This window comes from Proteus sp. G2618 (assembly GCF_009915995.1).
In the GTDB taxonomy this organism is placed as follows: domain Bacteria; phylum Pseudomonadota; class Gammaproteobacteria; order Enterobacterales; family Enterobacteriaceae; genus Proteus; species Proteus terrae.
The window spans coordinates 106,210-121,816 of sequence record NZ_JAABNI010000024.1; the positions used below are offsets into that span (position 1 = coordinate 106,210).

Sequence of the window (15,607 nt, forward strand, 5' to 3'; positions counted from 1 at the left end):
TCTCATGTTTAATATTGCAATTGCTGTATTTATAGGTGGTGGTTTAGGTAGCGTATTACGCTGGCTGATTAGCTACCGCCTAAATTCTATTTTTCCTCATTTTGCCACTGGTACCTTTATTGCTAACTGTATTGGTGCTTTTATTATTGCCTTTGGTATCGCTTGGTTTAGCAAAGCACCACATATTGATCCTATTTGGAAAATTATGCTAACTACAGGCTTTTGTGGTGGCCTGACAACGTTTTCAACCTTTTCTGTCGAAGTTGTCGCACTCTTAACTGAGGGGAAGATAGGATGGGCATTAAGTACGATGGGCGCTAACTTGGCTGGCTCATTTTTAATGACCGCATTTGCATTTTGGTTACTACGAGAGATGTAATGCTTGGAATATAAAAACCCGTTAAATAACGGGCTTTGCTCTAGATACATAAAAACCCGTTAAATAACGGGTTTTTACTTGTCTCAAAGAAGTCGTTAATTAGATAGCGACAACGTTTGCAGCAGATGGCCCTTTCGCGCCGTCAGTAACTTCAAACTCTACTTTTTGACCTTCAGCAAGGGTTTTAAAGCCTTCTGATGTAATAGCGGAAAAGTGTACAAATACATCTTTGCTGCCATCTTCTGGAGTGATAAAACCAAAACCTTTAGTTTCGTTAAACCACTTAACGTTACCTTTTAATTTAGACATCAAGTTTACCTTTAAAATAGAAAATAAACGCAAGCGTTTTGCGTTAGCTATAGTAAAACAAAAATGATGATTCCCTGTCCACAGTCTAGATCACGAAACTCACATTTTTTTTCTGCCAAATGATTAATATTCAGACAAATCCCATGCCTTAACGCATAGTTCACTTAAGAAACAATACTTAATACTTACAATCTGAACTATTCATCGACTTCTACTTTTTCATATTGAAGTAGCCAACGCTTAATATCTAATCCACCAGTATAGCCGACTAGCTTACCGTTATGACCAATAACTCGATGACAAGGAATAATTAAAGAAATTGGGTTGCGTGAGTTTGCCATTCCTACCGCTCGGCAATAATTGACCGAACCTAATGTAAGCGCCAATTTTTTATAACTCCAAATTTCACCATAAGGGATGGTTTGTAATGTATTCCAAACACGGCTTTGAAATTCCGTTCCTTCTGGCGCTAATGGCACCGAAAATGTCGTGCGTTTACCTGCAAAATACTCTTTTAATTGTTTTATACATTGATTAATAACAGGGCTTGAATTTACAGCAACCTCTTTGTCATTCACAAAATAGAGACTTGTGATCCCTTTTTCGTTTGCAGTGATAGAGATATAGGGTTTTGGAAAGCCTTTAGGTGCATCGAGATAGTCTTGGTACATAATGTTTTCTCTGCTGATTTGTCTTTAGCAACCAGATTAAATCATGCTTGATTGATAAAGCAATCATCTAATTACTCGTATATCTAATAAAAATTGATCAATCGAGCGATCTAAAAATAAAATTAGTGCACTAACTGTTTAATTTTAATGATAATCATTATCAAAAATGAAAACCACCATATATTGTATGGTTGAAAATAAATAACTCTATATATAGTATTTAAGTACTTCTCATTATGGATGTGAAAACAGACGCATCCATATTTTTATAAGGGTTATTTTTATGTCTGTTATCCTCTATACCAAACCGAATTGCGTTCAATGCAGTGCCACAGAACGCGCTTTAAAACAGAAAAACATTCCGTTTGTTGCAGTCGATCTTACCAAAGATACACAAGCTCTCGCCCATATCGTTTCTATGGGATATCGCCAAGTACCTGTTGTAGTTCATGGTGAACAACATTGGTCGGGTTTTTGTCCTGATAAAATCAGACAGATCACGCTCTAAAGGAGCTCCTCATGCAAACTGCACCTTTGCTCTATTTTTCAAGTCGCTCTGAAAACTGCCATCGATTTGTACAAAAACTCAATTTAAATGCGACCAGAATTATTGAAGATCAAACATTGCTTGCAACGCAACCCTTTGTGTTGCTTTGCCCAACTTATGGTGGCGGTGGTACTAAAGGTGCAGTTCCTAAGACGGTTATTCAGTTTTTAAATATTCCTGAAAACCGTCAATTAATACGCGGAGTCATCGCTTCTGGAAATGCTAATTTCGGTGCAGCTTACGGGTTAGCTGGCGATATTATTGCACAAAAATGCCAAGTCCCTTTTTTGTATCGATTTGAATTATTAGGTACGCCAGAAGATGTATATCGCGTAAAAACAGGTTTAAGTACATTTTGGTCAAATCTTACTGACCAATGCGTTACGAGATAATTAACATGACACAATCAACAGAACTACTGGATTACCATGCATTGAATGCCATGCTAAATCTCTATGATGAGCAAGGTAATATTCAGTTTGATAAAGATAAACTAGCGACACACCATTTTTTTCGTCAACATGTAAATCAAAACACTGTATTTTTTCATGATCTAAAAGAAAAACTCGAGTTCTTAGTACAACAACACTATTACGAAGCACAAGTGTTAGAACAGTATGAATTTGCCTTTATCAAACAGCTATTTAAACATGCTTATAGTAAAAAATTTCGCTTTCAATCATTCCTTGGCGCTTTTAAGTACTACACCAGTTACACCTTAAAAACATTTGATGGAGAGCGCTATCTAGAGCGCTATGAAGATCGAGTTTGTATGGTGGCTCTCACGCTAGCACAAGGCAATACTGATCTTGCTATTCATCTTGTAGATGAAATTATTAGTGGTCGTTTTCAACCCGCTACGCCGACTTTTTTAAATTGTGGAAAACAACAACGTGGTGAATTGGTTTCCTGCTTTCTATTGCGTATAGAAGATAATATGGAGTCTATCGGTCGCTCGGTAAATTCCGCGTTACAGCTTTCTAAACGAGGCGGTGGCGTTGCATTTTTGCTCACCAATTTACGTGAAGCAGGCGCACCGATTAAACGTATAGAAAATCAATCTTCTGGTGTGGTTCCTGTTATGAAAATGCTTGAAGATGCTTTTTCTTATGCAAACCAATTAGGTGCAAGACAAGGTGCAGGTGCTGTTTATCTTCATGCTCACCATCCTGATATTTATCATTTTCTTGATACCAAAAGAGAGAATGCAGATGAGAAAGTCCGAATAAAAACCCTCTCTTTAGGCGTTGTTATCCCTGATATCACGTTTGAATTAGCCAAACGCAATGAAGATATGTATCTCTTCTCACCTTATGATGTAGAACGTGTTTATGGCGTACCTATGTCGGAAATCAGTGTTAGCGAAAAATACAGTGAAATGGTGAATAACGCGCAAATTCGTAAGAAGAAAATTAAAGCGAGGGAGTTTTTCCAAACACTTGCCGAAATTCAATTTGAGTCTGGCTATCCTTATATCATGTTTGAAGATGCTGTAAATCGTGCCAATCCTATCGCGGGTAGAATTAATATGAGCAATCTTTGCTCTGAAATTTTACAAGTCAACAGCCCCAGTGAGTATCACCCAGACTTAAGCTATCGCCATATCGGTCATGATATCAGTTGTAACTTAGGCTCTATGAATATTGCTATGGCAATGGACTCACCTAACTTTGCACATACCGTCAGCACGGCAATTAGAGCATTAAGCAATGTTTCTGAAATGACAAAAATTGAGTCCGTTCCTTCTATTGAAAAAGGTAATCTCGCTTCCCATGCCATTGGTTTAGGACAAATGAATTTACATGGCTACTTAGCGCGTGAAGGGATTTATTACGGCTCTGAAGAAGCGTTAGATTTCACTAATATCTATTTTTATACCGTCACTTACTATGCGTTGTTAGCTTCAAATCAATTAGCGATTGAGAAAAAACAGCGCTTTAAAGGTTTTGAAAATTCAAAATATGCAACGGGTGAATACTTTAATAAATATGTATCACAACAATGGTTGCCTAAAACGCAAAAAATCCACCAGCTATTTAGTCAATCTAATGTTGATATTCCAACACAAGAAGATTGGCAGACTCTCAAGCAATCTATTATGGCGCATGGGATCTATAACCAAAACTTACAAGCGATACCACCAACGGGCTCTATTTCCTATATTAACCACTCTACATCGAGCATTCATCCTATTGCTGCACCAATAGAAATTAGAAAAGAAGGTAAAATTGGGCGAGTTTATTATCCTGCCCCCTTTATGACTAATGAAAACCGTCAGTATTATCAAGATGCATATGAAATTGGGGCTGAAAAAATTATTGATACTTATGCTGAGGCTTCTCAACATATCGACCAAGGTTTATCGCTCACATTATTCTTTTCTGATGAAGCAACAACCCGAGATATTAACAAAGCGCAAATATATGCATGGCGTAAAGGTATTAAAACCTTGTATTACATTCGTATCCGACAATCTGCATTAGCAGGTACTGAAATCAAAGGCTGTGTTTCGTGCGCACTTTAATAATAACAATAAGGAGAACATAGCATGTCATCACCTTTATTAAGCCATGTTAATGCGATTAATTGGAATCGCATTGAAGATGAAAAAGATTTAGAAGTTTGGAATCGTTTAACCATGAATTTTTGGTTACCTGAAAAAATTCCACTCTCTAATGACATTCCTTCATGGAGCACCCTGACTCAAGCTGAAAAACAACTCACAATCCGTGTTTTTACAGGGCTAACTTTGCTTGATACGATCCAAAATACCGTAGGTGCACCGACTTTGATGCCTGATGCACTCACGCCTCATGAAGAAGCCGTGTTATCTAATATCTGTTTTATGGAAGCGGTTCATGCTCGCTCTTACAGTTCGATATTTTCCACACTCTGCTTAACAACCGATGTCGATGAAGCATACCGTTGGAGTGAGGAAAATCCTTACTTACAAAAGAAAGCAGAAATTATTTTACATTATTATCAAGATGAAGATCCTTTAAAGAAAAAAATCGCCAGTGTCTTTTTAGAATCCTTTTTGTTTTATTCAGGATTCTATTTACCAATGTATTGGTCAAGCCGAGGAAAATTAACTAATACAGCCGATTTAATTCGTCTTATTATTAGAGATGAGGCCGTTCATGGTTATTATATTGGCTATAAATTTCAAAATCAGTTATTAAATAAATCTGAATTAGAGAAACAAGATATTAAAGATTTTTCTTTCTCATTATTATTAGATTTATATGACAATGAAGTGAAATACACCGAAGATCTTTACGACACTGTAGGCTGGACAGAAGATGTCAAAAAATTTCTTCATTATAATGCGAATAAAGCATTAATGAATTTAGGGTATGAAGCTTTATTTCCTGATGAAATAACCGATGTAAGCCCTGCTATTCTTTCTTCATTATCACCAGATGCAAATGAAAATCACGATTTTTTCTCTGGTTCAGGTTCATCTTATGTTATTGGTAAAACTATTAACACTGAAGATGATGATTGGGATTTTTAAGGTTTATTAACCTAATTGAAGGTAAAAGAAACAACACAATACATTCAATTTAATTATGTATCACATATAAAACATAATACACTGAAAAATATAGACTATTTTTTGGTGTATTTTTATTTGTTCACTAAGCAACCTAATTGATTGATTTTTGCCGTTCAATATTGTCAAAAAATCAATTTTTTTCGAATTATCCCAGCGTATTTCTAGTATGTAACCCTTATCATAAGGCATTAAATATTAATTTATCTAATGCATTGTGATTTTTTTTCATTTAATTTTCATCTCTATTTCCCTTCTATTTTGATATTAAGTTTTCGTTTTTATTGAGATCCTAATCAAATTTGTAATATCTCTAAAAATAAAGTTATTTCAGTCGGTTAGAGATAAATATATCTTTTAATAAATTTTATTTATTTCACTTTATTTAATTATTAATCATATTAAAAATAACGTAAATACAGCCAAATTATTTAATTAATTATAATTAACATAGGGTTGTCAGGCTCAATCATTGTGGTAGGGTAATTCCCTTACTAAAAATCTTATTTAGGAAAATAATAACACTTATTAATTAATATTTAATTTATTCCTTTCAATATTTAAATAGGAAACTATATATTGCATGGCAATTAAACTCGAAGTAAAAAATCTCTACAAAGTATTTGGCGAACACCCTAAACGCGCGTTTGAATTATTAGAATCTGGTATGAATAAAGATCAAATTTTTGATAAAACAGGGCTTACGGTGGGCGTTCAAAATGCAAATCTGGCAATTGAAGAAGGCGAAATATTTGTCATCATGGGATTATCTGGTTCAGGTAAATCCACTCTAGTCCGCCTTCTCAATCGTCTGATCTCTCCAACAAAGGGAGAAGTGCTTATTGATGGTGAAAATATTGCCGCCATGTCGGATAAGGAGTTACGACAAGTACGCCGTAAAAAAATCAGCATGGTGTTTCAGTCATTTGCATTAATGCCCCATATGAACGTGCTTGATAACACTGCATTTGGAATGGATCTCGCGGGATTAAGCAAAGATGAGCGTTATAAAAAAGCGATGGATGCTTTAGAGCAAGTCAACTTGGGCAGTTACGCAAACTCTTGGCCTGATGAGCTTTCTGGTGGGATGCGTCAACGTATCGGCCTTGCGCGTGCACTTGCTAATGATCCAGATATTTTATTAATGGATGAAGCCTTTTCAGCACTCGATCCATTAATTCGTACAGAAATGCAAGATGAGTTATTAAGCTTACAAGGTGATAAACAGCGCACCATTGTGTTTATCTCCCATGATCTGGATGAAGCTATGCGTATTGGCGACCGAATTGCCATTATGCAAGGTGGTGTTGTCGTTCAAACGGGTACACCAGATGAAATACTCAATAATCCAGCAAATGATTATGTGCGTACGTTTTTCCGTGGTGTTGATATTAGCCACGTATTTAGTGCAAAAGATATAGCCAAACGTCGCCCTGAAACCTTACTGCATATTGCGCCCGGTTTTGGTCCTCGATCTGCCTTAAAAGTACTCGAAGATGAAGATAGAAACTTTGGCTATCTCATTGAGCGAGGAAGAAAATTTGTTGGCATTGTTTCCGTCACATCTCTTGAAGAGGCGCTGAAAAATAAACAACCTATTGAGTCAGCTATTTTACCTGAGCCTTGTGCCATTAATGGTGATACACCGCTAAACGAGCTGATTTCAACTGTTGCACAATCTCCCTGTGCAATTCCTGTTATTGATGAAAAAAACCGTTATATCGGCTTAATTTCTAAAGGAATGTTACTACAAGCACTGGATAAGGAGACGCCAAATGAGTAATACAACAGACCAAGATACGGCTTTGGATACAAATATCCAAGAAACCGCGACAAGCGATACTACGCCAGAGACAACCAATAACGTAAATGATGATCCTTGGGCAGCAACTGATACCACTACAACAGAAAGTGATCCTTGGAGTAGTACTGACAGTTCATCAACAGATGCCGATCCATGGGGTGCTGGCAGTGGTACTGAAAATATTGATACCTCATCCGCTGGCAGTGATTGGTTAGATGCAACACCAACGGATGTAGCACCTGATTCATTCAATCTAATGGATCCGTTTCATAATACGCTGATCCCCTTAGATTCATGGGTTACTGATGCGATTGACTGGATTGTGTTGCATTTTCGCCCTGTTTTCCAAGGTATCCGTGTACCGGTCGATTTGGTCTTAAGTGGTTTTGAAAATTTCTTAACCTCAATGCCAGCACCTATCGCCATTATTCTGTTTTCTCTGATTGCATGGCAGCTTTCAGGCAAAGCTATGGGTATCGCTTCTTTTATCTCATTAATATTAATTGGTGCAATTGGTGCTTGGTCTGAAGCTATGGTTACCCTGGCATTGGTACTCACCTCGTTACTGTTTTGTCTTATTATCGGGCTTCCATTAGGAATATGGCTGGCTAATAGTGATAGAGCATCCAAAATTGTTCGGCCTTTACTCGATGCGATGCAGACAACGCCTGCATTTGTCTACTTAGTTCCTATCGTCATGTTATTTGGTATTGGTAACGTCCCCGGTGTTGTGGTCACTATTATTTTTGCCTTACCTCCAATTGTCAGATTGACCATTTTAGGGATCAAACAAGTTCCTGAAGATTTAATCGAAGCAGCACAATCATTTGGTGCAAATCCTCGTCAAATGCTGTTTAAAGTACAATTACCACTCGCCATGCCAACAATTATGGCAGGTGTAAACCAAACACTAATGTTGGCACTTTCAATGGTTGTTATTGCATCAATGATTGCCGTTGGTGGATTAGGTCAAATGGTATTACGCGGTATAGGTCGTCTTGATATGGGACTGGCTGCCGTAGGGGGGGCCGGTATTGTTATCCTCGCCATAATCCTTGACCGATTAACACAATCTTTAGGTCAAAACAGCCGTCATAAAGGCAATAGATGCTGGTATATGACAGGGCCTATCGGCTTAATTTGTCGACTCTTTGGCAAAAAAGCATCGTAATAAATATTTTTGCTATTAATTAAAAATCACTAAAGAACACCACGTTCAATCAATATAAGAAATAGAGGCAACAGTTCGCTGTCGCTATTTATCTCTACCATAACAACAGAAGGAAAAACTATGCGTAATCCAGTTATCTGGGCAACAGTATTGTCCGCCACACTGATAAGCACTCAGTTATCCGCTGCTGATTTACCTGGAAAAGGGATTTCGGTTCAACCCGTGCAAAGTACGATTTCTGAAGAAACCTTTCAAACTTTAATCGTTAATAAAGCACTCGAACAATTAGGTTACACCGTTCAGCCAATTAAAGAAGTCGATTATAACGTTGCTTATTCTTCTATCGCCAATGGTGATGCCACCTTTATGGCTGTCAGTTGGGTTCCTCTTCATAATTCACAATATGCAGCGGCAGGAGGTGATAATACCTTTTATCGTAAAGGGGATTATGTCGTTAATGCCGCTCAAGGTTACTTGATTGATAAGAAAACGGCAGAGAAATATAACATTACGAATATTGAGCAACTTAAAGATCCTAAAATTGCTAAATTGTTTGATGCCAATGGTGATGGTAAAGCCGATTTAACCGGTTGTAATCCGGGATGGGGTTGTGAAGAAGCGATCAATAATCATTTAAAAGCCTATGGATTAGAAAAATCTGTCACACATAACCAAGGTAACTACGCAGCAATGATGGCAGATACCATTACTCGCTATAAAGAAGGCAAACCCATTTTTTATTACACATGGACGCCTTACTGGATAAGTGATGTATTAAAACCGGGTAAAGATGTTGTTTGGTTACAAGTGCCATTCTCTTCATTACCGGGTGATGATAAAACCGATACCACATTAGCAAATGGTAAAAACTATGGCTTTCCGCCAAGTACCATGCATATTGCAGCAAATAAAAAATGGGCTGAAGAAAATCCCGCCGCGGCAAAACTCTTTGAAGTTATGAAAGTGTCTGTTGCCGATATTAATGCGCAAAACTTACGTATGCATAATGGTCAAAAATCACAGGCAGATATTGAACGTCATGCTAATGCATGGATCAAAGCACATCAAAAAACCTTTGATGGTTGGATTGAACAAGCTCAAGCAGCTGCAAAATAATCAATAAACAATCTTCATTTAAGATTGTCACAAAACAGGTCACATTATTGTGGCCTGTTTTTATTTATAAAAAACTAAATTTACATGTAATTAGATAAAATGAGTTTATATAAAAAATTAAAAATCATCTTAATACTACTTTATTATTAAGATTATTCTTTTTATTAAAAGCTATGTTCTCCCTTTCTTTCATTCTCTCATTTCTTCAATTATGATTATTCTTTTCTCCAGCAGCCATTTTGGCATTCTCATTTTTATATTTATTATTTTAGATAAGGAATAAACTGTGTCTTACACTAACAAACCAGTACCTGAAGAAATTAAACGTTGGAACTGGGGTGCTTTCATGTTTAATATTATTTGGGGTTTTGGTAATAAATCCTATCTTCCATTATTAGCGCTTGTTCCTTTACTTAATCTTGTTTGGATTTTTGTCTGTGGTATTAAAGGGAATGAATGGGCTTGGAAAAGTGGTGATTACGATTCTGTTGAAACTTTTATGAAAGTGCAAGAAACATGGAACAGAGCGGGCTTTGTTTACTTTATTATTAGTATTGTTATGGCTGTTCTTTTCTTTATTTTCTTCTTCACAACCATGATGGCAATGATTGCAACTTCTGCATCACATGGTTATTAATTCAATATATCGAATATTGAATTCTTAATGTCAATAAACCCCATAATATCTATGGGGTTTATCTGTTTTTATTTTCAGTAATATTAGAAACGTTTTACCACAGTAAATCGATAATCACGCCCTATCCCTGAAACTGATTCACCTAAATAAGGGTAATAATCTCGGTTAAATAAATTCGCGACCGTAAAACGAACTTCCGTATTATCTATAAAAGAAGGTTCCCAATTCGCAAATAGACCATGGATTGCATAACCTTTACTTTTTGGTAGTGACCAATAGCCAGCATTAGGATCGGCATCCATTGGTGAACGACGCTGAGCACCAATAAAATCACCCGTCCATCCCATATTAACGTTAATACTTGGTACTTTTACGCCAAGAGTGGCATGTAAAGCGTCAGGTTGTATCTCAGCAATCCATGTTTTTTGACCAAACCACGGATCACGCGGTGATTGGTCACGTTTTCCTTTCATTGTTGAATATGCTAAACGGCCAAATACATTAGGGCTATTATAAAAGGCTTCGATTTCCAACCCTTGGATATGGTAGCCCGGTAAATTACGGTAATTGCCAATCGAAGGTGGACAATTTCCATTATGTCCATCCACCTTTTGACTTTCACAATAGACACCGCGACGGCGGAAGATTTCGTCTTTACCACGAGTATCAAATAGTGTCGTTCTTAATTGCAGTTGATCTTCTTGCTGAATAACACTTTCAAAATCCGCAATTGCACCAATTCGTGTAGCTCTTACTGTTTCTTTGTCTAGATGACGACTCGTTCCTGTTAATCTAGAAACACTTCCTTGAACTTCATACTGCTCATCAATCAATGGTGCTCGCCATGTATAGGTTAAATCACCAAAAAATCTGAAATTCTGATTCATCTTCCATAATAAACCTAAATGTGGTGTTGCCCCGCTATAAGTCACATCAGAGTAATCATGACCATAATAGGGATCTGGATCTTGGTAGGTAATCGCTCGGCTTCCCTTGCCTTGATTTTTAACGATATCGTAGCGAATGCTCGGTGTTATCGTCAGATTTCTATAACTCATCGAATCTTGAAGATAGAAACTAGTTGTCGTTTGCGTACCTTCTGGCATATAAGGAGGCGCATAATATCCATAGTTATAATTTGGATTTTTAGCTTTATCACGAGTAAACATTAAAACGTCACGATTATTACGATGCCAACGTGTTCCTACTAATACCTTATGCTCTAAAGCACCTTGCATAACTGTGCTTTCATTTTTAATTTCAATTTGATGATTTCGATAATCTACCCAACTTTGATTCCCCATACTGCCACTAAAATAAGAGCTCGCAGTCTCTGGGCGACTATCGTTTTGTTTGGTTTTTGAGTAACCGTAGGTGAGCGTTAAATTAATTAAATCGGAATCAACCGGCTGAATATTCCATTTCATACTAAAGGTGTCATCTTTTTGATCACGATAAACTAATTTGCGTTTCATCGCCGCATCAAAACCATATTTATCCACTTCAGCTTGGCTAGGCTTAGCTAATTCATCACGTTTAGCAGCCCAAGGCGTCCAACCATCACTTTCTGATCGTGATGCTGAGAACGTTAATGTTTGTGCTTCGGTTAAATAGATATTGGTCTTAATTAAAAAAGAATCCTGATCTGACTGTGAATAGCCAAATTTAGTCCCATCAGGGCGTCGCAGATCGTTACTTTCACGACGGTTAAAATAGAATAATCCGTCTGCTTGCCCATCCAGTAATTTACCGTATACCGCACCACTATAACGATTTTGTCTATCGTTAGTATGGTGGCCATATTTTAAAAACATCCCAATATTCTGATCGGGTAGTAATAAGTCATCGGGATCTTTGGTTTCAATCCTCACCGAACCACCAAAACCGCCATTTCCTTGAGTAATATTATGAGGCCCTTTATCAACATCTATGCGACGGATTAATTCAGGATCAATAAAAATTGAACCTTGGCGATATTTCTCAAAAGTTTTAGGCGTACCATCAAGGCTAATTTTAATATCTTCAGGATTACCCATCCCCCAGATATTTAGTGTTTGGCCGCCCGGTCTTGGTGAACCCGATGATGAGATTCCGGGTAATTTATCCACCAGCTCTGCAATATTATTAGGCTGAATTCTATCGATATCTTTTAATGTCAGAACGGTACTTCCCGCATCAACACTCGAGTTGAGTTCACCTGATACATAGATAGGTTCAATAATAATCTTTTCACGCAATTTTGGTTGTGCTGGATTTTCCGACTTTGTGGATGTCGTTATTTCTGGTTTTACACTTTCAGTTGCATAGCTATTTAACGAAGTGAGTGAAGTCAATAATAATGCTATCGCTGATGACGAAAATGAAAATATCCCAATTCCCTGACGATAAGCATCATTTTTTGCTAAGAAATGGATCATAATAGTAGTATCTTTTTGTATGGTTATGAGTTTGATAGAAGATTATAGATGTAACTAACAGCGCTAATTATGATAATGATAATAATTATCATTATCTAGTTTTTTTGCACTTATCACTCAATACAGATAACTACACTATCAATACACTCTTGTTAGATTTAAATTTCATCTAAAATAATATTTATAATAAATTGAACTGATTTCTTTAGTTATTATAAGGTGTTTAATATCTCTTTTTTTTCATTTTCCTCACTTAATTCCCTAATTATAATTACGTACATATTACTAAAGAAAAATTAATCATTTTTAAAATAAAGAGAATAAAACAGACACGGAACAGTCTGATAATTACAATTTTGCGGATCTTATTTTCTCTTTATTTTGAGAGCTAAATAATTATTAACTCAAGTAAATTTTAAGCCTTAGTTTTATGTTTAAATCGTAAATAAATTAAAGTATTGAAATAAAGATATTCAATGAGATAAAAATCAGCTAATAATAAAATTATAATTATGAGGTAATATACGCACTTTTGAACACAAGGATGCGTCATGACAATTTATGACCTAAAACCCAAATTTCAAGCTCTATTACGCCCTTATGTAGAACAGTTATTCACAAAAGGGATCACAGCAAATCAGGTCACACTTTTTGCCTTACTGTTATCCATTGCTGTTGGTGGATTACTGTTGCTTTATCCTTATCCCCATTTATTTTTATTGCTCCCTTTTGTCCTCTTTTTTCGTATGGCGCTTAATGCCATAGATGGCATGCTTGCACGAGAACATAATCAAAAAAGTGCGCTTGGGGCGATATTAAATGAAGCCAGCGATGTTATTTCAGACATTGCACTCTATCTACCTTTTGCTTTTATTTTTCCACAAGCCTATTGGTGGATCATGCTGGCACTCTTTTTAATGATAATGACTGAGTTTTTAGGCGTGCTTGCCCAAACTATTCATGCGTCTCGTCGCTATGATGGTCCGATGGGAAAAAGTGATAGAGCCTTTATTTTCGGTGCTATCGCTTTTTTTATCGGATTATTCCCCTCCCTGACATTATCAGAAAACACGCATTATCTTTTTATTATTATTAATTTATTACTTTTGTTGACTTGTTATCACCGAATTCATCGCGCACTAAAAGAATCAACGATGACAGATAAAGATAAGGATACATCGTTATGAATCAACAACCGCAATATCAAACTCAAAGGAATATGTTTGAGTCTGAATTTACCACCAGCGATAAAACACCTTTGTATTATCGCCATTGGCCTGCTCAAATTACCACTGAACCAAAAGCAATTATTTTATTTCACCGAGGCCATGAACACTCAGGTCGTGTTTCTCATCTAGTGGATGAGTTAGATCTTCCTGATTTTTCAATGTTTGCTTGGGATGCTCGTGGACATGGTAAAAATCAAGGTGCTCGCGGTTATAGCCCATCAATGGGAACTTCAATAAAAGATATAGACGAATTCGTTCATTACGTTTCATCCAACTATAATATTCCAATGGAGAATATTCTGGTTGTTGGTCAAAGTGTAGGCGCCGTTTTAGTTACTGGTTGGGTACACGATTATGCCCCTAAGATCCGCGGTATGGTGTTAGCTTCCCCTGCATTTAAAGTGAAATTATATGTCCCTTTTGCACGCACAGGCCTTGCCTTGATGCAAAAAGCTCGTGGGCTCTTTTATGTTAATTCATACGTGAAAGCCAAATACTTAACCCATGATCAAAGTCGCATCGACTCTTTTAACCAAGACTCGCTGATCACTCGTCCTATTGCCGTCAATATTTTATTAGAGCTTTATAAAACGGCTGATCGTGTTGTTGAAGATGCAAGTGCAATTACTTTACCAACACAGTTGTTTATTTCAGGCAATGATCATGTGGTCCACGCTAAGCCTCAACATCTTTTCTATGAACGTTTAAACACATCTATCAAAGAAAAGCATGTCTTACCTGGCTTTTACCACGATACTTTAGGTGAGAAAGACAGAGTTATTCCTATCAATAAAATGCGCAGTTTTATTGAAACCTTATTTGCACAACCACTTTATCAACATGATTACCAACATGAAGATACTTGGAGTCATAGTGCAGATGTTTATCGCGCATTACAGACGCCACTTCCTAAATATTGTCCAAAAAGACTTTATTACAAAGTACTTAGCCGTTCTATGAGTACTTTAGGTAAAGCATCTGAAGGTGTTGCTCTAGGTTACGATAAAGGTTTTGATTCTGGATCGACACTGGACTATGTCTATCGTAATCAGCCTCAAGGGAAAGGCTTATTTGGTCGGGTTGTTGATAGACAATATTTAAATAGTATTGGTTGGCAAGGCATTCGCCAACGCAAAATCAATATTGAAAATACTATCCGCTATGCAATTCGCCAATTAATACAAAATAATATGCCTGTGCATATTATGGATATCGCTGCAGGACAAGGTCGCTATCTTTTTGATGCTGTTAATGATTATGGTAAAGTCGATTCGATTTTAATGCGTGATTACAGCACCATTAACGTTGAACAAGGCAATATTGCGATTAAAGAACGCCACTTAGAAGACAAAGTGCGTTTTGAAGAAGGTAACGCCTTTGATGCAGAAAGCTTGAGTGCGGTTTCTCCGTCACCAACTTTAGGTATTGTTAGTGGACTCTATGAATTATTCCCTGAAAATCATCTGCTAAAAGAGTCTTTAAAAGGATTATCTCAAGCAATCCCTAGTGGTGGCTTATTGATTTATACCTGCCAACCTTGGCACCCTCAGCTTGAAATGATTGCTCGTGTATTACCTAGTCACCAAAATGGACAACCTTGGATCATGCGTTGCCGTAGTCAAGGTGAAATGGATGCTTTAGTCAATGAAGCAGGTTTTGAAAAGTTAGATCAACAAATTGATCATTGGGGTATTTTCAGTGTATCGATAGCAAAACGTCGCTAACAGAATACATCATCAATAACCAAACTATCGCTATATGGCAACATATA

14 protein-coding genes are annotated in these 15,607 nt (G+C 36.8%); 11 read left to right on the plus strand and 3 right to left on the minus strand.

The genetic code is table 11. The features are described from left to right. The first annotated feature begins 4 nt into the window (after positions 1-4). Positions 5-379 (plus strand): fluoride efflux transporter CrcB, encoded by a 375-nt coding sequence (crcB, locus tag GWJ01_RS14735; RefSeq protein WP_109393406.1) that lies wholly within the window; start codon positions 5-7, stop codon positions 377-379. Positions 380-478: 99 nt separating this feature from the next. Here the strand turns inward: crcB and cspE are convergent, their stop codons facing one another. Further along, on the minus strand, positions 479-688 hold the full coding sequence (gene cspE, locus GWJ01_RS14740; RefSeq protein WP_023581133.1) for a transcription antiterminator/RNA stability regulator CspE: 210 nt from the start codon (positions 686-688) through the stop codon (positions 479-481). A gap of 197 nt (positions 689-885) precedes the next feature. Then, a complete protein-coding gene (locus tag GWJ01_RS14745; protein WP_109393405.1) occupies positions 886-1,359 on the minus strand; it encodes a methylated-DNA--[protein]-cysteine S-methyltransferase in 474 nt (157 codons plus the stop codon). 283 nt (positions 1,360-1,642) lie between these two features. Between GWJ01_RS14745 and nrdH the strand changes: the two genes are divergently transcribed. The 8 genes from nrdH (at position 1,643) to GWJ01_RS14785 (ending at position 10,190) form a co-directional block, all read left to right on the plus strand. Next, complete coding sequence (gene nrdH / locus GWJ01_RS14750; RefSeq protein WP_023581131.1) at positions 1,643-1,867, plus strand: glutaredoxin-like protein NrdH; 225 nt, start codon at positions 1,643-1,645, stop codon at positions 1,865-1,867. A gap of 11 nt (positions 1,868-1,878) precedes the next feature. Next, entirely contained in the window at positions 1,879-2,298 is a 420-nt protein-coding gene (nrdI, locus tag GWJ01_RS14755) for a class Ib ribonucleoside-diphosphate reductase assembly flavoprotein NrdI (protein ID WP_109393404.1), read from the plus strand. A gap of 5 nt (positions 2,299-2,303) precedes the next feature. Then, complete coding sequence (nrdE, locus tag GWJ01_RS14760) at positions 2,304-4,430, plus strand: class 1b ribonucleoside-diphosphate reductase subunit alpha (protein WP_109402205.1); 2,127 nt, start codon at positions 2,304-2,306, stop codon at positions 4,428-4,430. 24 nt (positions 4,431-4,454) lie between these two features. Continuing rightward, entirely contained in the window at positions 4,455-5,423 is a 969-nt protein-coding gene (gene nrdF, locus GWJ01_RS14765) for a class 1b ribonucleoside-diphosphate reductase subunit beta (protein ID WP_109393402.1), read from the plus strand. Between the two features lie 622 nt (positions 5,424-6,045). Next, the gene (proV, locus tag GWJ01_RS14770) at positions 6,046-7,245 is read left to right on the plus strand and encodes a glycine betaine/L-proline ABC transporter ATP-binding protein ProV (RefSeq protein WP_109402204.1); all 1,200 of its coding nucleotides are present in this window, start codon (positions 6,046-6,048) and stop codon (positions 7,243-7,245) included. Continuing rightward, on the plus strand, positions 7,238-8,437 hold the full coding sequence (proW, locus tag GWJ01_RS14775; protein WP_109402203.1) for a glycine betaine/L-proline ABC transporter permease ProW: 1,200 nt from the start codon (positions 7,238-7,240) through the stop codon (positions 8,435-8,437). Before proV ends, proW begins: the two co-directional genes overlap by 8 nt. A gap of 120 nt (positions 8,438-8,557) precedes the next feature. Continuing rightward, positions 8,558-9,553 (plus strand): glycine betaine/L-proline ABC transporter substrate-binding protein ProX, encoded by a 996-nt coding sequence (proX, locus tag GWJ01_RS14780; protein ID WP_075671542.1) that lies wholly within the window; start codon positions 8,558-8,560, stop codon positions 9,551-9,553. 286 nt (positions 9,554-9,839) lie between these two features. Next, the gene (locus tag GWJ01_RS14785) at positions 9,840-10,190 is read left to right on the plus strand and encodes a ribonuclease G (RefSeq protein WP_088493467.1); all 351 of its coding nucleotides are present in this window, start codon (positions 9,840-9,842) and stop codon (positions 10,188-10,190) included. A gap of 83 nt (positions 10,191-10,273) precedes the next feature. On the opposite strand, the gene GWJ01_RS14790 is transcribed toward GWJ01_RS14785, so the two are convergent. Further along, positions 10,274-12,607 carry a TonB-dependent hemoglobin/transferrin/lactoferrin family receptor gene (locus GWJ01_RS14790; protein WP_237585719.1) on the minus strand — a complete coding sequence of 778 codons (2,334 nt, stop codon included), beginning with the start codon at positions 12,605-12,607 and terminating at the stop codon, positions 10,274-10,276. A 551-nt stretch (positions 12,608-13,158) separates the two neighbouring features. Here GWJ01_RS14790 and GWJ01_RS14795 point away from each other — a divergent pair. Together GWJ01_RS14795 and GWJ01_RS14800 are read left to right on the plus strand one after the other, a co-directional pair. Then, a complete protein-coding gene (locus GWJ01_RS14795) occupies positions 13,159-13,794 on the plus strand; it encodes a CDP-alcohol phosphatidyltransferase family protein (protein WP_109393399.1) in 636 nt (211 codons plus the stop codon). Further along, complete coding sequence (locus GWJ01_RS14800; RefSeq protein ID WP_109393398.1) at positions 13,791-15,560, plus strand: bifunctional alpha/beta hydrolase/class I SAM-dependent methyltransferase; 1,770 nt, start codon at positions 13,791-13,793, stop codon at positions 15,558-15,560. Before GWJ01_RS14795 ends, GWJ01_RS14800 begins: the two co-directional genes overlap by 4 nt. The last annotated feature ends 47 nt before the right edge of the window (positions 15,561-15,607 follow it).